At 53.6% G+C, this 22056-nt stretch carries 21 protein-coding genes and 1 tRNA gene; 10 read left to right on the forward strand and 12 right to left on the reverse strand.

Annotated elements, in window-relative coordinates; all coding sequences use genetic code 11:
- Positions 1–244 precede the first annotated feature (244 nt).
- The 5 genes from ACLJQJ_RS22610 to tssH form a co-directional block, all read right to left on the reverse strand.
- Positions 245–691, reverse strand: a complete 447-nt coding sequence (locus tag ACLJQJ_RS22610) for an STY0301 family protein (protein ID WP_001526444.1) — start codon at positions 689–691, stop codon at positions 245–247.
- Positions 692–703: 12 nt separating this feature from the next.
- Positions 704–862 (reverse strand): BPSL0067 family protein, encoded by a 159-nt coding sequence (locus tag ACLJQJ_RS22615; protein ID WP_001584850.1) that lies wholly within the window; start codon positions 860–862, stop codon positions 704–706.
- Between the two features lie 14 nt (positions 863–876).
- Complete coding sequence (gene tssC / locus ACLJQJ_RS22620; protein ID WP_000013881.1) at positions 877–2385, reverse strand: type VI secretion system contractile sheath large subunit; 1509 nt, start codon at positions 2383–2385, stop codon at positions 877–879.
- A gap of 23 nt (positions 2386–2408) precedes the next feature.
- Positions 2409–2951 (reverse strand): type VI secretion system contractile sheath small subunit, encoded by a 543-nt coding sequence (gene tssB, locus ACLJQJ_RS22625; RefSeq protein WP_000996817.1) that lies wholly within the window; start codon positions 2949–2951, stop codon positions 2409–2411.
- A 99-nt stretch (positions 2952–3050) separates the two neighbouring features.
- Positions 3051–5690, reverse strand: coding sequence for a type VI secretion system ATPase TssH (gene tssH / locus ACLJQJ_RS22630; RefSeq protein ID WP_039519393.1), 2640 nt, complete (start codon positions 5688–5690; stop codon positions 3051–3053).
- Positions 5691–6057: 367 nt separating this feature from the next.
- Here tssH and tagK point away from each other — a divergent pair, with 367 nt between their 5' ends.
- From tagK to ACLJQJ_RS22660, 6 genes are read left to right on the forward strand one after another with little or no spacing between them, the layout of a single operon-like run.
- The gene (gene tagK / locus ACLJQJ_RS22635; RefSeq protein ID WP_039589900.1) at positions 6058–6960 is read left to right on the forward strand and encodes a type VI secretion system-associated protein TagK; all 903 of its coding nucleotides are present in this window, start codon (positions 6058–6060) and stop codon (positions 6958–6960) included.
- Complete coding sequence (locus ACLJQJ_RS22640; protein ID WP_001622741.1) at positions 6947–7771, forward strand: type VI secretion system accessory protein TagJ; 825 nt, start codon at positions 6947–6949, stop codon at positions 7769–7771. Before tagK ends, ACLJQJ_RS22640 begins: the two co-directional genes overlap by 14 nt.
- A complete protein-coding gene (tssE, locus tag ACLJQJ_RS22645; protein WP_000108007.1) occupies positions 7768–8262 on the forward strand; it encodes a type VI secretion system baseplate subunit TssE in 495 nt (164 codons plus the stop codon). The genes ACLJQJ_RS22640 and tssE overlap by 4 nt, the downstream gene beginning before the upstream one ends.
- Before the next feature lie 15 nt (positions 8263–8277).
- Positions 8278–10161, forward strand: a complete 1884-nt coding sequence (gene tssF, locus ACLJQJ_RS22650; protein WP_000371508.1) for a type VI secretion system baseplate subunit TssF — start codon at positions 8278–8280, stop codon at positions 10159–10161.
- A complete protein-coding gene (tssG, locus tag ACLJQJ_RS22655) occupies positions 10158–11153 on the forward strand; it encodes a type VI secretion system baseplate subunit TssG (RefSeq protein WP_000145239.1) in 996 nt (331 codons plus the stop codon). Before tssF ends, tssG begins: the two co-directional genes overlap by 4 nt.
- Positions 11154–11163: 10 nt before the next feature.
- Entirely contained in the window at positions 11164–12219 is a 1056-nt protein-coding gene (locus tag ACLJQJ_RS22660) for an ImpA family type VI secretion system protein (RefSeq protein WP_063809612.1), read from the forward strand.
- 322 nt (positions 12220–12541) lie between these two features.
- Here ACLJQJ_RS22660 and ACLJQJ_RS22665 read toward each other — a convergent pair.
- Together ACLJQJ_RS22665 and dnaQ are read right to left on the reverse strand one after the other, a co-directional pair.
- A tRNA-Asp gene (locus ACLJQJ_RS22665) sits at positions 12542–12618 on the reverse strand.
- 133 nt (positions 12619–12751) lie between these two features.
- Complete coding sequence (gene dnaQ / locus ACLJQJ_RS22670; RefSeq protein WP_001670675.1) at positions 12752–13483, reverse strand: DNA polymerase III subunit epsilon; 732 nt, start codon at positions 13481–13483, stop codon at positions 12752–12754.
- Between the two features lie 63 nt (positions 13484–13546).
- Here dnaQ and rnhA point away from each other — a divergent pair, with 63 nt between their 5' ends.
- Positions 13547–14014, forward strand: coding sequence for a ribonuclease HI (rnhA, locus tag ACLJQJ_RS22675; RefSeq protein ID WP_023181862.1), 468 nt, complete (start codon positions 13547–13549; stop codon positions 14012–14014).
- Here the strand turns inward: rnhA and ACLJQJ_RS22680 are convergent.
- A complete protein-coding gene (locus ACLJQJ_RS22680; RefSeq protein WP_000801238.1) occupies positions 14011–14733 on the reverse strand; it encodes a class I SAM-dependent methyltransferase in 723 nt (240 codons plus the stop codon). The genes rnhA and ACLJQJ_RS22680 overlap by 4 nt on opposite strands.
- A 34-nt stretch (positions 14734–14767) precedes the next feature.
- On the opposite strand from ACLJQJ_RS22680, the gene gloB reads away from it, so the two are divergent.
- Both gloB and mltD read left to right on the forward strand, forming a co-directional pair.
- Positions 14768–15523: a hydroxyacylglutathione hydrolase gene (gloB, locus tag ACLJQJ_RS22685; protein WP_063809613.1), complete on the forward strand. Its 756-nt coding sequence runs from the start codon at positions 14768–14770 to the stop codon at positions 15521–15523.
- Between the two features lie 71 nt (positions 15524–15594).
- Positions 15595–16962: a murein transglycosylase D gene (gene mltD / locus ACLJQJ_RS22690; RefSeq protein WP_000644706.1), complete on the forward strand. Its 1368-nt coding sequence runs from the start codon at positions 15595–15597 to the stop codon at positions 16960–16962.
- Between the two features lie 55 nt (positions 16963–17017).
- Here mltD and ACLJQJ_RS22695 read toward each other — a convergent pair whose 3' ends face one another.
- The 3 genes from ACLJQJ_RS22695 to ACLJQJ_RS22705 all read right to left on the reverse strand — a co-directional run bounded on the left by ACLJQJ_RS22695 (position 17018) and on the right by ACLJQJ_RS22705 (position 19973).
- The gene (locus ACLJQJ_RS22695; RefSeq protein WP_000207237.1) at positions 17018–17788 is read right to left on the reverse strand and encodes a class I SAM-dependent methyltransferase; all 771 of its coding nucleotides are present in this window, start codon (positions 17786–17788) and stop codon (positions 17018–17020) included.
- Between the two features lie 77 nt (positions 17789–17865).
- Positions 17866–18666, reverse strand: coding sequence for an endonuclease/exonuclease/phosphatase family protein (locus ACLJQJ_RS22700; protein ID WP_001230970.1), 801 nt, complete (start codon positions 18664–18666; stop codon positions 17866–17868).
- A gap of 131 nt (positions 18667–18797) precedes the next feature.
- A complete protein-coding gene (locus ACLJQJ_RS22705) occupies positions 18798–19973 on the reverse strand; it encodes an MFS transporter (RefSeq protein WP_001127534.1) in 1176 nt (391 codons plus the stop codon).
- A 104-nt stretch (positions 19974–20077) separates the two neighbouring features.
- Between ACLJQJ_RS22705 and yafC the strand changes: the two genes are divergently transcribed.
- Positions 20078–20992, forward strand: a complete 915-nt coding sequence (gene yafC / locus ACLJQJ_RS22710; protein ID WP_063809614.1) for a DNA-binding transcriptional regulator YafC — start codon at positions 20078–20080, stop codon at positions 20990–20992.
- A 20-nt stretch (positions 20993–21012) separates the two neighbouring features.
- Here the strand turns inward: yafC and dkgB are convergent, their stop codons facing one another.
- On the reverse strand, positions 21013–21816 hold the full coding sequence (gene dkgB, locus ACLJQJ_RS22715) for a 2,5-didehydrogluconate reductase DkgB (protein ID WP_063809615.1): 804 nt from the start codon (positions 21814–21816) through the stop codon (positions 21013–21015).
- Between the last annotated feature and the right edge of the window lie 240 nt (positions 21817–22056).

Here is a 22056-nt window from a genome sequence, read left to right on the forward strand (position 1 = left end):
CTTATTAAGTTTTACTTAAAATAAACCTGATTTTATCTATATCTTTTTGTTTATAGATAAATCATTGCCGTACAGAATCCTTCTCCAATAACTTCAGGAGAACAGAGGACTGTATATTTTTCCGGTACCGATAATGTATTTAGTTATTTTATGAATTTGCATTATTTAATGCATATAAATAATGCTTCATAACTTCCGATAATAAAAACCATAACCTGTACTGAAATTTTCACGTCTCAAATCGCTAATTACAGATAAAAGATACAGACTGGTCTTCTGGCGATCCCTCAAAATTACGAGTCTTACAGCGAGTAGAAGAAGCAGGTATTGGTTGCGTCAACCATATCTGTTCATGACCATAAATACACGAAACCCAATAGCGATCGGTTTCTTTATCGCTACCACGTTCTGTTTCCCATACAGACCAATTTTCACCGTTTACTTTTTTAGTCTCTGGTTTGAGATCCATCAGGTTTTCAGGTTTACCCTGCGTTACCCCAATACTACTTAACCATAAACGCGACATATATCGGGGAGAAAGCTGCCACGCCGCTGGGACATCAGACTTCAGGCTCACAGCAGAAGACTGAGTATCAATAACAGCCGGGCAACTGACTTCCCAGGCTACAGCATATTGTGAAAAGAGCAGAACAATACCAGGTAACAGATGAAAAGTTGGGCTTATGGTCATAATATGTATTTCCTACTCAATGATATAAAAAGCTTCGGCATTGTTACTGGCATTCGGATATGTGTCATCATTACGTACCCCACCTTTACGAGACCGTGGGCGAGACGAAATTCTTTTCTTCATATCCCTCTTTATATTCTCTATCTTCTCTGACTTCACTCGCTTAAACATTCACAAAATATATATCAGGCATTGCCCTGCTTCACTGACGGCAGTTTTGTCACCAGGCGCAGCGATCCCGTCAGCCCTTCAAGCTGGAAATGCGGACGCAGGAAGAATTTCGCGTCGTAATAACCTGGATTGCCTTCGACCTCTTCCACCACTACTTCAGCGGCAGCCAGCGGACGACGGGCTTTAGTTTCTTGCGAGGAGTTCACCGGATCGGCGTCGACATAATTCATAATCCATTCATTTAGCCAGCGCTGCATATCCTCACGCTCTTTAAAGGAACCGATTTTGTCGCGGACGATACATTTGAGGAAGTGAGCGAAGCGCGAGCAGGCGAACAGGTACGGTAGACGGGCAGACAGGTTAGCGTTGGCCGTCGCGTCCGGATCGTAGTATTCCTGTGGTTTTTGCAGCGACTGTGCGCCGATAAAGGCGGCATAGTCTGAGTTTTTACGGTGGATCAACGGGATAAAACCGTTTTTCGCCAGTTCAGCCTCGCGGCGGTCAGAGATGGCGATTTCGGTCGGGCATTTCATGTCCACGCCGCCATCGTCAGTCGGGAAGGTATGGCAGGGAAGATTTTCCACCGCACCGCCTGATTCCACACCGCGAATCAACGTACACCAGCCGTAGTGTTTGAAGGAACGGTTGATGTTTACGCCCATCGCGTAGGCCGCGTTGCTCCAGACGTATTTGGTATGGTCAGAACCATCCGCATCTTCTTCAAAATCAAACTCGTCCACCGGGTTGGTTTTTGCGCCATACGGCAGGCGGGCAAGAAAACGCGGCATCGTCAGGCCAATATAACGGGAGTCTTCGCTAGCCCGCAGCGAGTTCCACGGCGCATATTCCAGGTTCTGGGTGACGATTTTGGTCAGGTCGCGGGGATTCGCCAGCTCCTGCCAGGAGTCCATTTGCAGTACCGAGGGGGAAGCCCCGGCAATAAACGGCGCATGGGCCGACGCGGCGACTTTGGCGATAGAGCCGAGCAGATCCACATCGGGCGGTGTATGGTCGAAGTAGTAATCCGCAATGATACAGCCATAAGGTTCGCCACCTAACTGGCCGTATTCGGCTTCATACAGTTTCTTGAACATCGGGCTTTGATCCCAGGCGATGCCCTTGTAACGCTTCATGTTGCGCCGCAATTCATCTTTTGACAGATTCATGAAGCGAATTTTCAGCTTTTCGTCGGTCTCGGTGTTGTAAACCAAATGCTCCATACCGCGCCAGGAGGATTCCAGCTTCTGCCAGTCGGGATGTTGCAGGATCAGTTTGATCTGTTCGGTCAGTTTAAAGTCGATCTGCGCAATAATAGCGCTGATGCTTTTATAGGCGTCATCGCTGACGGTGATCGTGTTCGCCAGCGCCTGTTGCGCCAGCGTCTGCACCGCGGCTTCCACGGCTTTTGCCGCCTGGGTAGTCTTGGGTCGGAAGGCCTGATTCAGCAACGCATCAAATTCACCGGATGCGGAGGCGGTATCCTGAGCAACCGCGTCGGTTGCCTGCATATTACTGTTTGCCATGAAAATTCCTTAAAAATTCGACGTTATTCCGCTGATTCATTATCCGCTGACACATCTTGCTGGGTAGCGGCCGATTTCGGCGCATTCGCCAGCGTTTTCAGCAGAGTCGGGTCCTGCAACAGTTTATTGACCAGATTTTCCGCCCCCGCCTTGCCATCCATGTAGGTCTGGAGGTTCGCCAGTTGAGTGCGGGCTTCCAGTAACTGGTTCAGGGCGTCCACCTTGCGGGCAATCTGTGCCGGCGAAAAGTCGTCCATATTTTCCAGCGTGATATCGACCATCAACTGACCTTCACCCGTCAGCGTATTCGGCACAGCGAACGCCACGCGCGGCGCAATGGCTTTCATGCGCTCATTGAAGTTATCAATATCAATATCGAGGAATTTGCGATCCGTCACCGGCGGCAGTTCTTCACGCGGTTTCCCGGCCAGATCGGCCAGCACCGCCATCACGAACGGCAGCTCGATTTTTTTCTCGGAACCGTAAATCTCTACGTCATATTCAATCTGCACGCGCGGCGCGCGGTTGCGCGCGATGAATTTCTGCGCGCTATTGTTGATAGCCATAATCCTTCATTTCCTTTTTAGTCAACTGGTTGCCGCAAGGGGAGCGGTATACCGGTACAGTTTTTAAAATCGCACTACGGACACTTCGAACGGCCGGTTTCAGCAAACGATCTCAAAAACAATCTGCTCATCACCATTAACGCCGATATCAATCTGCCTGATCGCGGCTTTTTCCGTCATGGCCTGCAACCAGTAGCGCGACAGTTGCGGCAGGATGTGCTGTTCGATGTAGCCAATCAGCAACCGCGCGCCCGTTTCATGCATTGGACAGCACGCCACAATATGTGCGACCAGTTCCTCGCTATACGTCAGCGTCACGCCGTGCTGTTCACCCATCCGCGCCACCAGCCGGTCAAGGTGCAGACGGGCAATCACGCCACGCGACGTTTCATCCAGCGGCAGGTAAGGGATCACCGTCACGCGGCCCAGAAATGCCGCCGGGAAATGCTTGCGCAATTCCGGCATTAGCGCCTCTTTAAGCCCCGTAGCATCGGGCATTAAGGCCGGATCTTCACACATCTGGCTGATGAGGTCGGAACCCACGTTGGTGGTGAGTAATAGCGTGGTGTTTTTGAAATCGACATGTGTTCCCTCACCGTCCTCCATCCCGCCCTTGTCAAACACCTGATAGAAGAGTTCATGGACGTCATGGTGCGCTTTTTCGATCTCGTCGAGCAGCACTACGCTCCAGGGGTGGCGACGCACCGCTTCCGTCAGCACACCACCCTCGCCATAGCCCACATAGCCGGGGGGCGCGCCTTTCAGCGTGGAAACGGTGTGAGCCTCCTGGAACTCGCTCATATTGATGGTAATCAGGTTCTGCTCACCGCCGTAGATAGCCTCCGCCAGCGCCAGCGCGGTTTCGGTTTTACCGACACCGGATGGCCCGGCCAGCATAAACACGCCCACCGGTTTGCGTGGATCGCCCAGTCCCGCCCTGGCGGTCTGAATACGTTCACCAATCTGCGCCAGCGCGCCGTCTTGCCCGGTAACGCGTTGCGCCAGTCGGGCAGGCAGTTCCAGCACCTGACTGGCCTCATCTTTCACCATGCGCCCGGCAGGAATACCGGTCCAGTCGGCGACAATCGCCGCGACCACCGCCGCGCTGACCTCCGGGAACACCACCGGCGCGTCGCCCTGCCACTCCCTTAGCGCCGTTTCGGCCTGTTGCAGCGTGGTTTTGTCATCAGCATCTGACTCTGCGAGACGCAGTTCCTGCAACGTATGTACCAGTTCCAGCTCCCGCTGCCAGCGGGATTCGGATGCAGTCAGTTCATCGTTGAGCGAGAAAATTCGCGCCGTCAGCGCATCGCGCCGCTCATCTGACTGAATCCCCATTTTTTCCTGCTTCTGCAACAGCGACCGTTCCATTTCCGCCGCTTTTAGCTGCTGGCGCAGGAACTGTACGCTGGCAGGCGGCGTGTGCAGCGTCAGCGCCACGCGGGCCGCGGCGGTATCCAGCAGGCTGATGGCCTTATCCGGCAACTGCCGGGCGGGAATGTAGCGGTGAGAAAGCTGTACCGCCGCACGTACCGCCTCATCCAGAATCAGAACGTTATGGTGTTTTTCCAGCGTATCCACCAGACCACGCACCATTTCCATTGCGGGGATCTCTTCCGGTTCGGCAATCTGCAACACCTGAAAACGACGGGTCAGCGCCGGATCTTTCTCAATATGGCGCTTGTATTCGCTCCAGGTGGTGGCGCCGATAGTCCGCAGGGTGCCGCGCGCCAGCGCCGGTTTCAGCAGGTTAGCGGCATCGCCCGTGCCGGATGCGCCGCCCGCGCCCACCAGAGTGTGAACTTCATCGACAAACAGAATAACTGGCTGCGGCGAGCGCCCGGCCTCTTCCAGTAACCCTTTCAGACGCGATTCAAACTCGCCTTTCATGCTGGCTCCGGCCAACAGAGCGCCAACGTCCAGCGCCAGCAGCCGTACTTCCCGCAGCGCGGGCGGCACTTCCCCCTGCGCAATCGCGAGGGCAAAACCTTCGACGACCGCCGTCTTTCCGACGCCTGCCTCACCAGTCAGTAGTGGATTATTCTGGCGACGGCGCAGCAGAATATCCGTCATGGTGCGGATTTCATGCTCACGCCCCGTCACCGGGTCGATTTTGCCGTCGCGCGCCTGTGCCGTCATGTCCTGACAGTATTTTGCCAGCGCGGATTTACCGTCCTGCCCGCCGTTGGGAATCGCCTGACTGCTTTCACCGGGAATGGCTGATGCCAGGCCGGAGCCGTCATAAGGGCGCTCCTGCGCTTCCGGCGATGTTTCGATCAACGAGGGCAGTATTTCCGTCAGTTCATCAACCGGAAGCGTGGCCAGCGGCGCGCAGATACTGCTCAGTACCCGACGCAGTTCTGGCGTGGTCAACAAGGCCAGCAGCAACCAGCCGCTGCGAATTTTGTTATCGCCGTAACGGACGCTCGCCAGCATCCAGGCCTTTTCAACGCTGAGATCGATATGGTGAGAAAAATCACTAATGGCGCTGGCCCCGGCGGGCAGCATATCCAGTTGCCGGAGTAACGCTTTCTCCACATCAGAAAGAGGGATCTGGTAATGCCGAAGAACGTGGAGAATATCGTTATCGGGCTGCTGTGTTAACTGGTGCAGCCAGTGAGTCAGCTCAACCCAGGGATTAGAGCGTAGTTTGCAAAATGCCGTTGCCGATTCCAGCGACCGGAATAGTGGGCCGGCCAGTTTTCCATACAACGCACTGCGTGAAACAGGAGTTTCCATGTGTTATGCCTTGTGACATAAAAATTCATAAAAATAATGCATCAATGCATATAAATATATAAACAATTCTTTATTGATAGCCTCGAAAAAATATCGAAACAAAACAATGATACAGATCAGGGACTAATTAGCAACTAAGCCGTTAATATTAAATAATCAATGAACAGCAAGATAAAAATCGCAATTGCAGAATTAAAAGAAATAATATTTCAAAAAAGACATCTATGCATACAACAATGCATTCACGACGAAAATAATAAAAAGGGTGTCATCAATAATGACTCCCTATGAATTTAGTTAAAATTATTTATGAATTAAAACTCCCTAAACGTTTCCTCCAGAAAAATAAATACATTTAAGGGACATAATGAAACAAGACATGTGGGAATTACGGAAAATACAGTCGCAGGGTATAACGGATAACGCACAGTATCCCGCAGGGACATACATCGTATTTACTGCCGCCGCCCCCTACATTCCGCTTTTTGAGCAACATGGGAAAGACGATATCGCGCTCAGTCTTGTTCGCCACGAAGAGGCGTGGTGGATTGTTAATCACTCGGATGAACTGTGCTGTGCCGTCAATGAGCAGGTGATGGAACCTCATCACCGTATGCGGCTGAATGATGGAGATACGATTGAATGGGGTCTGTCATCCTGGTGCCTTGCCCGCACCAATGATGAGTCCCGTCCCGATGTTTCGTTTCCTCAGTTGGTTCAGTCATCTGAATCCGTTGCTGAGTACCTGGATCTGGACTGGTTTAAACAACAACAGCTCAATCCGCAGAACCCGTTCGATATTATTCCCGTCCGGGAAACCGCGCCCTCTTACACCGGCCATGAAGCGGATAGCACGCTACACCAGCTTTACCAGGAATATCAGCAGGCATTGCGGCCCTCCGGGCAGGAAAAGCCCCTCCGTGCTAAACCGTTTCCCCGAAATGAAGACGCTGTCACCCAGGATTTGACGTCGTTATACGATAAAAAGGGCGACACCGACACGTTACAGGATATGGTGGCAGGCGCGCCCGGTATTGATGCCATTCTGGATACGCTGGACACGACCGGTGAGGGTGAAATGCACTGGCTGGCGATGGAATCAATGCCCGATATCCTGCAACTGCTCTCACCGGAACTGGCGGGGAAAACCGCACATAGCGAGATACTGCCCGATCTGACCCGCCGCGAGCATCGTATTATTGGCATCGACAGCCACTACCGAATCACTCCGACACAGAAAAATGGAAATACCGCCCATGAAAAAAACTGACACGCTTCCTGCTACCCTGTCCGCGCTGCTACAGGAATACTCTATTGCGGAGGGGATTCAGATGGCGGAGCAGCAGGTTCGGGAAAATCCGGCGAAAGCGCTCTGCCGCCACAGCCTGTTTCAGTTGCTGTGTGTGGCCGGAGACTGGTCGCGGGCGCTACACCAGCTTCAGCTATGCGCCAGGATGGAGGCCAATTATACCCAGGAGGCCCGGCTGTACCGGGAGCTGGTTCGCTGCGAAATGTTCCGCCACACCGTTTTTCAGGGTGAACAACGACCCGGTTTTCTTCTGCCGCAGCCCGTTTGGGTGGAGTCACTGCTGGCGGCACTCGCCTGTCATGACGATACCGGTGAGGTTGATAAACACCGTAATACCGCACTGGAAGCCATAACAGACACGGGCGGGCAGTGGAACGGCGGCGCATTTGACTGGGCGAGCGACAGCGATTCCCGCCTTGGCCCGGTACTTGAGCTGGTCACCGGCGGCGTGTATATCTGGCTGCCGTTTTCGCAAATACGCTCGCTGGAATCGCCGCAACCGGCGCGCCTGACCGATCTGCTGTGGAAACCCGTTAATATCACCCTGGTGAATGGCGATACGCACGGCGCCTGGCTCTTTACCCGTTACAGCGGTTCGGAAAGTGCATCTGACGCCCTGCGTCTGTGCCGGGAAACCGCCTGGCAGGACGGCCCCGGCGAAACCACCGTGCGGGCGCTGGGGCAGAAAGTGTGGCTGACCAGCCACGGCGATATCAGCCTGCTGGACATGGCCCATTGTACCTTTCATGCTCAGGAAAACGATGGCGCATGAGCACGTCTCGTTTTACACCCGCTAACCACCTGCTGCCCACCCTATTTGATCGGCTGTGTGACAATGCTCCGTATCAGAAAATTGACCGGGATATCAGCGTCACGCCGGTACAACTGAAGGAGATCATTCGCCGGGATCTCTCCTTTTTGCTCAATACCATTAGCCACGAGGGTGACATCGACGCCCGGCGCTATCCGCAGGCGGCGGCGTCAGTGCTCAACTATGGCCTGCCGCCGCTGGCGGGCAGCTTTATGTATGAGCATAAGTGGGACGATATCAGCGAGGCGATCCGGCGCGCCATTATCCGTTTCGAACCCCGGCTGAACGCCGCCACACTCAGGGTCACGCCATTGCTCGATAAAACCCGGCAGGGTAGCTATAACACGCTACAGTTTGAAATTCGCGGACAAATTCTGACGCAGCCGTATCCCACGGAGTTTCTGGTACGCAGCGCGCTGGATATGGAGCTGAGCCGCATTACGTTCTTTTAATACAGGGCATTATTCATGGATCCACGGCTACTGGAGTATTACAACCGCGAACTGAGCTACCTGCGGGAGACTGGTGCTGAGTTCGCCACCCTCCATCCCAAAATTGCCGCCCGACTGGGGATGCAGGGAACCGATATTGCCGACCCGTATGTGGAACGCATGATCGAGGCGTTCAGCTTTCTGAGCGCCCGCACTCAGCTAAAAATTGACGCCGAGTTTCCCCGCTTCACACAGCGGTTACTGGAAGTCGTCAGCCCCAATTACGTCACCCCCACGCCATCGATGGCAGTGGTAAAGCTGTATCCCGATACGCAGGAAGGCGACCTGGCGAAAGGGGTCACCGTGCCGCGCGATACCGCGTTCGTTTCCCCTATCCCGGAAGGCGAAAATACCGCCTGCCAGTTTCGCAGCAGCCAGGACGTCACGCTGTGGCCGCTGTCCATCGAGGAGGTACGCCTGACCGCCGCGCCGCCGGATATGCCCGCCCTGCACCGCTATCTGCCGCCTAATATTCATGTCGCTGGGGCATTGCGCATCACCCTGCGAACCTTCGGGGAACTGACTTTCAGCGAGCTGGCCGGTCCGGCACGGCTGCCCTTTTACCTCTGCGGCGAAGAACGCATTGCGTCACACCTGTTTGAGCTGCTGCATACCAGCGCCGTCGCCACACTGGCCGGTGAACCCGGTCACTTTGACGGCGAACTGAATGTGAATCTTCAACACCCGGTGGCGCACGAAGGGCTGGAGCCAGGGCAGGGGCTGCTGCCGCTCGCCTGGAACGTGTTTCACGGCCATAATCTGCTGCATGAATTTTTCGCCTGTCCGGAACGGTTTTACTTCTTCACCCCGACCGGATTGTCTGCCGGGTTACAAAAGGTGCAGGGCAATGTGGCGGAAATTGTCATACTGCTTAACCGCCTGCCACCGGACTGGCTGATTCATCAGACGGACGCTGCACAGTTCAGCCTGTTCTGTACGCCGGTGATCAACCTGTTTCCCCGCACCACCACCCGGATTGAAGTCACTCACAGCGTGACGGAACAGCATCTGGTGGTGGATCGTACCCGTCCGCTGGATTACGAGGTGTTTTCTGTTCAGGAAGTCGAAGGCCTGGAAGCGGAAACCACACGGAAGATGATTTTTCGTCCGCTGTATCACACCCGTAATAATGACGAAGGCAACCACGGGCGTTATTTTTCACTGCGTCGTGAGCCGCGCCGCTCGTCAGAAAACGCCCGCCGCTATGGCACCCGAACCCCTTATACCGGCTCGGAAGTCTTCCTGTCGCTGGTTGATCAGCATGAAGCGCCCTACCCGGAAAATCTGCGCCATATCACCGTCACGGCAATGGTGACTAACCGCGATCTGCCCTGCCTTATTCCACGTAATGGCCGGGATGATCTGACCGTAGATGCGGCGATTCCGGTGGCGGGAGTGGGTCTTATCAGACCGCCGCGCCCGCCGCAGCCGCCGCTGGCTGAACGCGAAATGGCCTGGCGGCTGATCCGGCAGTTGTCGTTTAATTATCTGCCGCTGGCCGATCTGGATCACCGCACCGGCGGCCAGGCGCTGCGCGATCTGCTGAATCTGTTTATTCCGGCTCACGACAGCCCGCAGTCGCGCCAGGTGCGCAGCCTGATTGGCTGCAAAACCACCCCGGTGACCCGCCGCCTGCCCGGCTCCGGCCTGTTGGTCTATGGCCGGGGCGTCAGTTGCGAACTGACCGTGGACGAAGAGGGATTTTCCGGTATCAGTCCTTACCTGTTCGGTCTGGTGCTGGAACACTATATTGCCCGCCATGTTTCCATTAATACCTTCTCGCAGATGACGCTGCACTCGATGCAACGCGGGCATGTCATGACCTGGCCGGTCAGAACCGGGCAACGGGGGAGCGTATGACCGGCGCTCTCGACCAGGCGCAGAAAACCCCCTGGCGTTACGGATTCCTGAACCTGATGCGGCGCGTGGATGCCCAGCTCTGTGATACTCCGGCAGGCAGTATCTGGCAGCCACGGATGGAAAAATTCCGTCTGGGACAGACGCCGACGATGACCTTTGCGCCACGGGAAATCGCCCAGGTCAGCTGGCAGGATGGACGCCTGCACCTGAGCCTGTACAGCCTCGGACTATGGGGGCCAAACGGCCCGTTGCCGCTGCACTATACCGAGCTGGCACTAAACCGCTCAGAGAGCCGTCACGATCCGACGCTGGTTCATTTTTCCAATATTTTTCACCACCGCTGGCTGACGCAGTTCTGGCAGGCATGGCGCAGCGCCCAGTCCGCTGGTGGCGGGCTGGACAAACCGGAACACGACCGTTTTGCGTTTTATATCGCCAGTCTCAGCGGGCAGGATCTACGGGAAAGCGCCGAAAGCCCGCTGTCAGATCATGTTCGCCTGGCGGCCTCCGCCCATCTGGTACGCGAATCGCGCAATCCTGACGGGCTGGCCGCCACGCTGGCGCACTATTTCAGCGTACCTTTTGCGGTGAAAGAGTTCGCCCTGCACTGGATAACGGTGGCGAACGATGAAATCACCCGTCTGGGCACGCCCGCGCAGTCTTCGGTGCTGGGCAACGGGGCGCTTATCGGCCAGGCCGTACCGGATATGCAGTACAAATTCCGGCTAATTATCGGCCCGCTTACGCTGGAGGATTACCTGCGTTTTCTGCCCGGCGGCAACAATCTGCCCGTGCTGACAGAACTGGTGCGTACGTTCATCGGTTTTGAATATTGCTGGGAAATTGAGCTGCAGTTGAAGCCTCATGCCGCACCGCCTGCGGTGATCGGCGGCGCGCAGCGGCTTGGCTGGACGGCCTGGGCAGGTAAAGCCATGCATGACCGTCCGGTGACCGGCATGATTTTTGAACCTGAACACGGCTTAACCCACTGAGAGTAATGATATGGACATGTCCCTGACTAAACCGGTAAGCGCGGAACAACCCTGCGGCCCCGATCCGGAGTACGACCCGGAATACCTGCTGCTGTTCAGTCGCGCCGCCCCCCAGGCGGAGGCGCAATATGGTGATTTTGTCAGTACGCCGGAAGCCGTGAACTGGCCGGAAATTGAGCGTGATGCGCGCCGTCTGCTCACGCGCAGTAAGGATATCCGGGTGTTGATCCTGCTGCTGCGCAGTCGCATCCAGCAGGCTGGCGCACAGGGACTGGCGGAAATGCTCACACAACTGGCAGAACTGAGCGTAATCTGGTCCGATGCACTCCATCCACAGCTGCTTACCGGCGAAGGCGCATCCGCAGAATCTATTGAAGATGCGGCGCTGGCGCGCAGTAATGCCCTGGCGGCGCTGCTGGATCACGAAGGCGTGATGGCAGACATTCGCGGTATCACGCTGTCAAACAGCGCCGCCCTGCGCCTGCAGGTACGGGATGTCGAGCGCGCGTTATCCGCTCCCCGCCCGGCTGATGCGCTGGCCCCCGAATCCGTCCGCCAGCAACTGGCCGACCTCGAAGCCCGTGGGGCATTACCGCTGGCGGCGTTTCGCGAAGCGCAGGAAAGCGCAGAACGCCTGCAAGTGTGGGCGCGTGAGACATTAGGCGATCTGGCCCCAGATTTTTCACGCCTGCGGCAGTTGTTAGCGCTGCTGCCTGACGTGGTACAGACAACCACACCGGAAATCCCTCCGTCGCCAGCGCCAGTGCCAGACCCCGCAGGCACGGTTATGGATAATGCCATTCCGGCACGGGCAGAGAATGTGCCGCCTGTCAACGCGCCCCCCGGTATATCTATCCCACACAATGCTGAACCGGGGCCAATTCGCGATCGTAATGATGCGCTGGAACGCCTGCGGTGTATTCGTCGCTGGTTTGAGAGCAGTGAACCCAGCAGCCCAACCATCCCACTGTTACGCCAGGCTGAAAGACTGGTGGGAAAACGGTTCTCGGAGGTGATCAATGAGATCCCGGTGGAGTTGCTGGAGAAGTGGGATGCCCTGGAGTGATGATGCGCATGTCTGGCGGTTCTCCGTAATTATCTGAGTGACATCAACATTACGCAGTCTGCTACTGCGCTGAACATGTCCCGATCCCGGTTAAGCACCGCCATGAGGCCGCGCCTTAAATGTCAGTGGGATCAAAATAGCCATGACAGTGAAAGAAGTGGCGGTAATATCCTGTTCGTCATCCAGGCGTAGGCCCATTTGCATTAGATTCCACGATAGGCGGTGGAACTTCTTGAAGACGAAAAAAAAACCGTATCCCTTTTACAGTGATACGGTTTTTTTTACTTCACAGGATGTATAAAAACACCCTGAGATTTGTATCTGGCGGAACGGACGGGACTCGAACCCGCGACCCCCTGCGTGACAGGCAGGTATTCTAACCAACTGAACTACCGCTCCGTGATGTTCCCGCTGGGAACGAGGCGAATATTACGGTTTGCGGTGTCGCCCGTCAACGCTTTTTCTCACCTTTTGAATCAGTTGCTGCAAAAATCGCCCGAAGGATGATTTTTATAGCCTAAAAAGGAATAAATTACGCCCGCCAAAGGCAACTTCCGCCCTTTTTCTGCACCAGATCAAGCCGCGATTCATGCGCAGCCAGCTCTTCCTCAGAGGCAAAAACGACCCGTAACCGGCTGGCCTGGCGAACGATTCGCTGAATGGTCGCCTCACCTTGCTGCCGTTGCGTCTCTCCTTCCATCGCAAACGTCATGGACGTTTGTCCGCCCGTCATCGCCAGATACACTTCGGCAAGGATCTGGGCATCGAGCAATGCGCCGTGCAAAGTACGTTTGCTATTATCTATCTCATAACGCGAACACAGCGCATCAAGGCTGTTACGCTTGCCGGGGAACATTTTCCGCGCCAACGCCAGGCTATCGGTAACTTTGCAGAAAGTATTGGTTTTAGGAATATCGCGTTTAAGCAGACCAAACTCATAATCCATAAAGCCGATATCGAACGATGCGTTATGGATGACCAGCTCCGCGCCGCGGATATAATCGAGAAACTCATCGACCACATCAGCAAAAACCGGCTTATCCAGCAGAAACTCATCGGCAATACCGTGTACGCCAAACGCTTCCGGATCCACCAGCCGATCCGGCTTCAGGTAAACATGAAAATTGTTGCCGGTCAGACGACGGTTTATCACCTCAACCGCACCGATCTCAATAATCTTGTGACCTTCATAGTGCGCGCCTATCTGGTTCATACCGGTGGTTTCGGTATCGAGGACAATCTGTCGTGTAATTGCAGTGCTCATATCGGTCATTTATGTCAGACTTGCGTTTTGTTATCGATTTCAATTACAGGAAGTCTACCAGAGATGCTTAAACAGGTAGAAATTTTCACCGATGGCTCTTGCCTGGGGAATCCAGGGCCTGGTGGTTATGGCGCTATCTTACGCTATCGCGGTCATGAAAAAACGTTTAGTGAAGGTTACACGCTGACCACCAATAACCGTATGGAACTGATGGCGGCGATCGTCGCGCTTGAAGCGTTAAAAGAACATTGCGAAGTGACATTGAGCACCGACAGCCAATATGTGCGGCAAGGAATTACCCAATGGATTCATAACTGGAAGAAACGCGGCTGGAAAACTGCGGAAAAGAAACCCGTAAAAAATGTCGATCTGTGGAAACGTCTCGATGCTGCGTTAGGTCAGCATCAGATCAAATGGGTATGGGTCAAAGGCCATGCAGGCCATCCCGAAAACGAGCGTTGTGATGAACTGGCGCGCGCCGCGGCAATGAACCCCACGCAGGAAGATAGTGGCTACCAGACGGAGGCTTAGCCATCCGGTTTGCGATATTGCCGGGTGGCGCCAACGGTCTGGCGGATAGGGGTTTTACTTTTATTATGTCGCAGCGGATTAAGCGTAAGCGGGATGGTCCGCTTACGGGCCACAATAAGCTGTAAACAGCCCAGCGCCGGGATATGCGTATTTAAAAGCCGCCCTCCCTGCTTTTTCCAGGGTAAGACATGAAAACGGCTATAATGTAGCACTTCGAAATTGAGTAAAGACAGCCAGTCCAGTTGCCGCATAAGGGTAAACATCCGACTATTATAGGGCGGTGTTTTACGTAAAACGGGTACCAGTTTACGTAACCCCATCAAACTCAGCGGGTTAAATCCACTGATGACCAGCCAACCGTCATCAATCAATACGCGGTCGGCTTCCCGCAATAAACGGTGCGGGTCGGTACACCACGGCAAAGTATGCGCCAGCAGACAAACATCGACGGATTTATCTGCAAAAGGAAGGTGTAGCGGATCGGCCAGAACCTGCATCGGCGACCCCTGCGACGAAACATTCACCTGATGAGAGACCGCGCACGCTTCGGAATTGATTTCTGCGCTTAAATTACCGATTTTAAGCAAATGGAAACCATACATTTTTGCAAACCACGGATTGAGCTGCTGTTCCAGCGCCTCACGGTAGTAATTGCCCCAGGGCAACTCACCCCAACATCCGGGCGCAACGACAGTTTGAGAGAGCCTTGCCGGTTTCATCGCAACCTTCCGCTAATTATTTGAGAGGTAATATATGAATCTTAACAGTATTCCCGCGTTTCAGGACAATTACATCTGGGTGCTGACCAATGATGAAGGCCGCTGTGTGATTGTTGATCCCGGCGAAGCGGCCCCCGTCTTAAAGGCCATTGCTGAACATAAGTGGATGCCGGAGGCGATTTTTCTGACGCATCACCATCACGACCATGTTGGCGGAGTCAAAGAGCTGTTGCAACACTTCCCGCAAATGACGGTTTATGGACCGGCGGAAACGCAAGACAAGGGAGCAACCCATCTTGTTGGCGATGGCGATACTATTCGCGTTTTAGGCGAGAAATTTACTCTTTTTGCCACGCCGGGCCACACGTTAGGACACGTCTGTTACTTTAACCATCCTTACTTATTCTGCGGCGACACGCTGTTCTCTGGCGGCTGTGGTCGACTGTTTGAAGGCACGCCATCACAGATGTATCAGTCACTTATGAAAATTAATTCTCTGCCTGACGACACGCTCATTTGCTGCGCTCACGAATACACTTTAGCTAACATTAAGTTCGCATTGAGCATACTTCCGCACGATTCGTTCATAAATGAATATTATCGTAAAGTTAAAGAGTTACGTGTAAAAAAACAAATGACATTACCCGTTATTCTTAAAAATGAGCGTAAGATTAATCTTTTTTTAAGAACTGAAGATATTGATTTAATTAACGAAATAAACAAAGAAACAATATTGCAACAACCAGAAGCGCGTTTTGCATGGTTAAGGTCAAAGAAAGACACGTTCTGATAATTCTTACTTGTCATTCGCTAACTTCGCCGTTATGATCGGTCGTCTTTTAAGCAACTATTGACACACACATGAAGGCAAAAGCGATATTACTCGCCTCTGTCCTGCTTGTGGGGTGCCAGACGTCTCAGAACACTGGCAACGTCCAACAGCACGCACAGAGCCTTTCTGCAGCTGGTCAAGGGGAAGCAGGAAAGTTTACGAGTCAGGCACGATGGATGGACGACGGAACGTCTATCGCGCCAGATCAGGACTTGTGGGCTTTCATTGGCGACGAGCTAAAGATGGGAATTCCGGAAAACAGCCGGATTCGCGAACAGAAACAGAAGTATTTACGCAATAAGAGCTATCTCCACGATGTAACTTTACGGGCAGAGCCGTATATGTACTGGATAGCGGGGCAGGTTAAGAAACGTAACATGCCTATGGAGCTGGTACTACTACCCATAGTGGAGAGCGCTTTTGATCCTCACGCAACGTCTGGCGCCAATGCCGCAGGCATCTGGCAGATCATACCGAGCACAGGGCGCAATTATGGTTTAAAGCAGACCCGTAATTATGACGCGCGTCGCGATGTTGTAGCCTCTACGACCGCCGCGTTAGACATGATGCAGCGTCTGAACAAAATGTTTGACGGCGACTGGCTGTTAACCGTTGCAGCGTATAACAGCGGCGAAGGCCGTGTTATGCGGGCAATTAAAGCAAACAAAGCGCGTGGAAAACCGACGGATTTCTGGTCGCTTTCTTTGCCCAGAGAAACAAAACTCTACGTACCTAAGATGCTGGCATTGAGTGAAATTCTCAAAAACAGCAAACGCTATGGCGTACGTCTGCCAACAACAGATGAAAGCCGAGCGCTGGCACGAGTTCGTTTAAACAGTCCAGTTGAAATGGCCCAGGTTGCGGATATGGCGGGCATGTCTATCAGCAAGCTGAAGACGTTTAATGCCGGTGTAAAAGGGTCTACCTTAGGCGTAAGCGGTCCGCAATATGTTATGGTGCCCAAAAAGCATGCCGAGCAGTTGCGTGAGTCGCTGGCTTCCGGTGAGATTGACGCCGTTCAGTCCCAACTGATCGCCGACAATACGCCGTTGAATAGCCGTAGCTATAAGGTGCGCTCTGGCGATACGCTTTCCGGTATTGCTTCGCGGCTTGGCGTAAGCACGAAGGACTTGCAGCAGTGGAACAACCTGCGTGGTTCGCGCCTGAAAATCGGGCAAAGCCTGACCGTGGGCGCTGGCAGCAGCGCACAACGACTGGCAAACAATAGCGATAGCATTACCTATCGTGTCCGTAAAGGCGATTCGCTTTCCAGTATCGCCAGACGTCACGGGGTGAATATCAAAGATGTGATGCGCTGGAACCATGATACGGATAATCTACAACCGGGCGATCAGCTTACGTTGTTTGTGAAGGACAATAGCACGCCAGACTCCTGATATTGTCCGACGAAAAAGCCAAAAGGCGCCGCTTCCCCCGGCGCCTTTTAAATTGCTATACCGCTTTATGCGCTTCCAGCATGATAGTATCGCTGCTAAACGAGCCGTCATCCTGCAACTCAAAATAACGCTTCACCTCTACCGGGGCGCTCGCCTGATATAATCGAATCGCCTCAACCAACGGCGCTGGCGTACGCATCCGCGTTACCCATGAGCGAAACTCCAGAGATAAACGATCGGTTATCACGGTATTCGTTACCAGCATCGCGTTATTGACCATCGTCAGCCATTCGCCACTGGAATAGTTACGGACATGCGACGTGTCGCGTAACGCCTCCACCGTTTGCAGCCAGATATCGCGTACAGGATGTCCAGGCGACATGACATCCATGATAATCAGCACGCCGCCGGGTTTTAATACACGATAAACCTCACGCAATGCCTGACCAACGTCGTGCCAGTGATGCGCGGAATAGCGGCTAATCACCACCTCAAACGATGCATCTTCAAAGGGCAGTTTTTCGGCATAGCCCTGGCGGAGAGTAATATTACTTAAATGTCTTTCTTCCGCCGCTCCAGCGACAACCTCAAGCATGCTGGCGGATAAATCGTATGCCACGACCGAGTTGGCATGTTGCGCAGCGACAAAACTCGCGTGTCCAGCCCCACATCCCATATCCAGTACGTTCGCGTGGGAAAAATCAGACAGCCTTTGCGCCAGCCGCGCTAAGTCACGACCCGATGCGTGAACGGCGCTATGTAAATAGGCGTTCGCCTGTGAACCAAACTGCTTTTCAACATTGTCATGATGGGAATGCGTTGTCATGGTAGTGCCCTTCTGTTATGAGAAAAATAGAGGGCAGCACCCGCAGAGGCCTGCCCCACGGCAGACCTGACGCACCTTTATTGCTCAGGTTTGCCGGGACTGAATTCAACGAGTAGCGGATTGTGATCGGAAGCGCGCGTCACCAGTACGGAGGCTTCATTCACGTTTAACCCACGATAAAAAACAAAATCCAGCGGTCGTCCAAACGCACGACGGCGCTGATCGTCAGTGAAACGCACCTGGCGCAGCGACATCTCACGTGCAAAGCGGTACAACGCATTCATACGTGGACGGCTCCAGGCATTAAAATCACCCGCCATAATGACAGGGCCGCTATGGTGCGCAATCTGGTCGCCGATCGGAAGTAACTGCTTACTGTATACGTCCACGCCCAGACTAAAATTTACCGCATGAACATTTACTACCATTAATAAACGGGTATCCGGCAAGGGATATACCGTCACCAGGGCTGATTTCGCCAAACGTAAAATCGGTTCTCTTTCCCGTAAAGGGCAGCAGTAAACAGGATGGGCGGCAGAAAGCGTCATGACGCCAGACGGATGCTGAGGTAGTACAAAAGCGGGAACCTGGTCGGCGGCAAGATAGTTAGCGGTGGCAAACTGTACCAGTTCAGGCGTCGTCTGTGCCTCCTGCAACAGGACCAGATGCGCATCTTTGCCGTAGTTCTTCAGCACCGATAACCATTCGGCTCGCTGCTGCTTGAATATATTCCACACGAGGATACGGATCCGCTCTTCACTGCTTAGCGGTTCCCCGGCGGGCAATGCCTGGCCGATGCTCGCAAACGACCCTGGCGGCAAAATCCGCTCGGCGGGCTGTCCGGCAACATAGCGCATCGCATAGGTATTTTTTCGCACTTTTGACTTTCAAACCTCTGTAACGTCAACCAGTCCTCAACCGGACTGGTTCTTCTGTTATAGGGATTTTAGCACTCACTTTCAACGAACAATTGCAGTTTGTTTTGTAAGTAGGCGCTTACATCAATAATTTACTCCAGAGCAATGCGTACAGGTTTATCAAGACGTCCGCTGACACCCATCAGCAGGAAAGCCACCAGAACAATGAGGGCGCCAATCCACGGCGTCTGCGCCAAACCGTAATGCTCCACCGTTTGCCCGCCAATCACGGAGCCCAGCGCAATACCAATGTTAAACGCCGCAATGTTCAGACCTGACGCCACATCTACCGCATTAGGCGTGAATTGTTCCGCTTTCTGTACCACGTAGACCTGCAAACCCGGTACGTTACCGAAGGCAAAGACCCCCATCCCCAGAATGGTAGCCAGCGCGGCATACTGCGTGGAGGCCGTCACCTGGAAGACCATAAGCAGAACAAACAGCGCGGCGAAAATGAATTTCAGCGCCGGCACGGCGCCATGCTTATCCGCCAGTTTACCGCCCCAGATATTGCCGATAGCCACTGATACGCCATACCCCAGTAAGATCCAGCTTACCGCTGCCGGGGAGAATCCCGCCAGATCCTGCATCATTGGCGCCAGGAAGGTGAATGCCGTGAATACCCCGCCGTAGCCCAGCGCCGTAACGGCGTAAATCAGCAACAGACGAGGATGAGTCAGTACTTTCACCTGGTCACGAATGCTGGCGGCCGCCCGACCGGGAATGTTGGCCGGGATCAGCAGTTGACTGCTCATCAGCGCAATCACGCCTAACAGTGATACCGCAAGGAAGGTCTCACGCCAGCCAAAATGCTGACCGATAAATGTTCCCAGCGGCACGCCCGTGACCAGAGCTACCGTTAAACCACCAAACATAATAGCGATCGCAGAAGCCGCTTTCTCTTTTGGCACCAGACTTGTCGCGATGGTAGATCCAATCGAGAAGAACACGCCGTGCGCCAGGCCCGTCAGCAGACGGGCGACGATTAATGTCATATAGCCCGGTGCCTGCCATGCCAGCAAATTCCCCGCCGTAAACAAGACCATCAGCGCGACCAGTAACTGTTTACGCGGCAGGCGTCCGGTCAGCGCGGTTAGCACCGGCGCGCCAATAGCCACACCCAGCGCATAGATTGAAACCAGCATTCCGGCGGAAGGTAACGAGATAGCCAGTTGTTGAGCAATGGTCGGCACCAGGCCGACAATCACAAACTCAGTCGTACCGATAGCGAAAGCACTTATTGTCAGTGCAAATAAAGCGAGAGGCATACATAACTCCATAACAGCAGTAATCAGATGACACGCAGTATGCCTGGATGTTTTAATGACAAAAATAGCCAAAATATCAATTTAATTTTGCTTCAGGAGCAAAGATGAAAGCCACCTCCGAAGAACTTGCAATTTTTGTCGCTGTCGTGGAAAGCGGCAGCTTCAGCCGGGCGGCAGAGCAGCTTGGACAGGCCAATTCCGCTGTCAGCCGGGCAGTTAAAAAGCTGGAGATGAAGCTCGGCGTCAGTCTGCTTAATCGTACGACCCGACAGCTGAGCCTGACTGAAGAAGGAGAGCGATACTTCAGGCGCGTGCAGCAGATACTGCAAGAAATGGCCGCCGCAGAAACGGAAATCATGGAGTCGCGTAATACCCCGCGCGGCTTACTGCGTATCGATGCGGCAACGCCGGTAATGCTGCATTTCCTGATGCCGCTGATTAAACCTTTTCGTGAACGGTATCCTGAAATAACGTTGTCTCTTGTCTCCTCAGAAACGTTCATCAATCTTATTGAACGAAAAGTGGATGTTGCGATACGCGCAGGCACGTTGACAGATTCAAGTCTGCGCGCGCGCCCGTTATTTACCAGCTATCGCAAGATTATCGCTTCACCTGACTATATTGCCCGCTTTGGCAAGCCTGAGAGCGTTGAAGAGTTAAAACGGCATCTGTGCCTGGGGTTCTCAGAACCTGTTTCGCTCAATACCTGGCCGATTGCCTGTAGCGACGGGCAGCTCCATGAGATCGAATGTGGGATTTCTTCCAACAGCGGAGAAACGTTAAAACAGCTTTGCCTGAACGGTAACGGCATTGCATGTCTTTCAGATTATATGATTGATAAAGAGATCGCACGGGGAGAACTGGTGGAACTGCTGGCCGATAAACGTCTGCCGGTAGAAATGCCTTTCAGCGCCGTTTACTACAGCGATCGCGCCGTCAGCACACGCATTCGGGCATTTATCGACTTTTTGAGCGAATATATAAGAACAGCCCCCGCAGGAGCTGTGAAAGAGGGTTAAAGGTACAAAGGATCGGGTAATTAATCCCAGGCAGGGGCCAGACCTTCCGGGCTAACCAGACGATCGTTGCAGTCCAGTGCCGCGATCGCATTTTTATCTTCGACATCCAGATGCAGTTCCAGTGCCAGCAGGTTGCTTGCCAGGTTTTCACGCCTGGTGGATGAAGGGATCACGGAGTAACCTTCCCCCATTGCCCATGCCAGAATAACCTGCGCCGGGGTCGCATTATGTTTAGCCGCAATGCGTGCAACCACTTCATCTTTCAGCGCTTTACCGTATGCCAGCGTCATGTAAGAGGTGATATGGATACCGTGCGCTTTCGCCCAGTCAACCACCTTACGATTCTGCAGATACGGAGATAGCTCAATCTGGTTGGTGGCGATATGGTCTGCGCCCACCGCGGCAATAGCCTTTTCCATCAACGGAATGGTGAAGTTTGAGATGCCAATTTCGCGAGTCAGCCCTTGTTTTTTAGCTTCCAGCAATGCCAGCATAAATTCTTCGACAGACACGGCATCACCCGGAGATGGCCAGTGGATCAGCGTCAGATCGACATAATCGGTACGCAGTTTTTTCAGGCTCTCTTTCAGGCTTGGGATTAGCTTGTCTTTGCTAAGGTTTTCAATCCAGATCTTGGTGGTGATGTACAGCTCGCTACGCGGTACGCCGCTCTCAGCAATCGCCTGTCCAACAGCCGCTTCATTATCATAGATTTGCGCAGTGTCGACAGCACGGTAGCCCAGTTCAAGCGCCGTTTTAACAGAAGCGATAACCACGTCGTCTTTCAGGCGAAAAGTACCTAAACCGAATGCAGGGATAGTCATAGAATTCCTCTTTTTAATCACTATGTTCGTTAACTGAGGGAATTATGACCTTCAGCGCTTTGCAGAAGAAGAGCGAGAAATGCAGAGGATTTTTGCGAATTGAGCAATAATTAAATGACATGCAAAGAAAAAGCCCTGAGCTAATGCTCAGGGCTCTTAATAAGTGGCGGAACGGACGGGACTCGAACCCGCGACCCCCTGCGTGACAGGCAGGTATTCTAACCAACTGAACTACCGCTC

Source organism: Salmonella sp. SAL04202 (assembly GCF_046550775.1).
Lineage (GTDB): Bacteria > Pseudomonadota > Gammaproteobacteria > Enterobacterales > Enterobacteriaceae > Salmonella > Salmonella enterica.

What these genes read in the sequence shown, in the direction of transcription:
- ACLJQJ_RS22610 (WP_001526444.1), bottom strand. Translation starts at nt 691, where the DNA reads ATGACCATAAGCCCAACTTTTCATCTGTTACCTGGTATTGTTCTGCTC.
- ACLJQJ_RS22615 (WP_001584850.1), bottom strand. Translation starts at nt 862, where the DNA reads ATGTTTAAGCGAGTGAAGTCAGAGAAGATAGAGAATATAAAGAGGGAT.
- tssC (WP_000013881.1), bottom strand. Translation starts at nt 2,385, where the DNA reads ATGGCAAACAGTAATATGCAGGCAACCGACGCGGTTGCTCAGGATACC.
- tssB (WP_000996817.1), bottom strand. Translation starts at nt 2,951, where the DNA reads ATGGCTATCAACAATAGCGCGCAGAAATTCATCGCGCGCAACCGCGCG.
- tssH (WP_039519393.1), bottom strand. Translation starts at nt 5,690, where the DNA reads ATGGAAACTCCTGTTTCACGCAGTGCGTTGTATGGAAAACTGGCCGGC.
- tagK (WP_039589900.1), top strand. Translation starts at nt 6,058, where the DNA reads ATGAAACAAGACATGTGGGAATTACGGAAAATACAGTCGCAGGGTATA.
- ACLJQJ_RS22640 (WP_001622741.1), top strand. Translation starts at nt 6,947, where the DNA reads ATGAAAAAAACTGACACGCTTCCTGCTACCCTGTCCGCGCTGCTACAG.
- tssE (WP_000108007.1), top strand. Translation starts at nt 7,768, where the DNA reads ATGAGCACGTCTCGTTTTACACCCGCTAACCACCTGCTGCCCACCCTA.
- tssF (WP_000371508.1), top strand. Translation starts at nt 8,278, where the DNA reads ATGGATCCACGGCTACTGGAGTATTACAACCGCGAACTGAGCTACCTG.
- tssG (WP_000145239.1), top strand. Translation starts at nt 10,158, where the DNA reads ATGACCGGCGCTCTCGACCAGGCGCAGAAAACCCCCTGGCGTTACGGA.
- ACLJQJ_RS22660 (WP_063809612.1), top strand. Translation starts at nt 11,164, where the DNA reads ATGGACATGTCCCTGACTAAACCGGTAAGCGCGGAACAACCCTGCGGC.
- dnaQ (WP_001670675.1), bottom strand. Translation starts at nt 13,483, where the DNA reads ATGAGCACTGCAATTACACGACAGATTGTCCTCGATACCGAAACCACC.
- rnhA (WP_023181862.1), top strand. Translation starts at nt 13,547, where the DNA reads ATGCTTAAACAGGTAGAAATTTTCACCGATGGCTCTTGCCTGGGGAAT.
- ACLJQJ_RS22680 (WP_000801238.1), bottom strand. Translation starts at nt 14,733, where the DNA reads ATGAAACCGGCAAGGCTCTCTCAAACTGTCGTTGCGCCCGGATGTTGG.
- gloB (WP_063809613.1), top strand. Translation starts at nt 14,768, where the DNA reads ATGAATCTTAACAGTATTCCCGCGTTTCAGGACAATTACATCTGGGTG.
- mltD (WP_000644706.1), top strand. Translation starts at nt 15,595, where the DNA reads ATGAAGGCAAAAGCGATATTACTCGCCTCTGTCCTGCTTGTGGGGTGC.
- ACLJQJ_RS22695 (WP_000207237.1), bottom strand. Translation starts at nt 17,788, where the DNA reads ATGACAACGCATTCCCATCATGACAATGTTGAAAAGCAGTTTGGTTCA.
- ACLJQJ_RS22705 (WP_001127534.1), bottom strand. Translation starts at nt 19,973, where the DNA reads ATGCCTCTCGCTTTATTTGCACTGACAATAAGTGCTTTCGCTATCGGT.
- yafC (WP_063809614.1), top strand. Translation starts at nt 20,078, where the DNA reads ATGAAAGCCACCTCCGAAGAACTTGCAATTTTTGTCGCTGTCGTGGAA.
- dkgB (WP_063809615.1), bottom strand. Translation starts at nt 21,816, where the DNA reads ATGACTATCCCTGCATTCGGTTTAGGTACTTTTCGCCTGAAAGACGAC.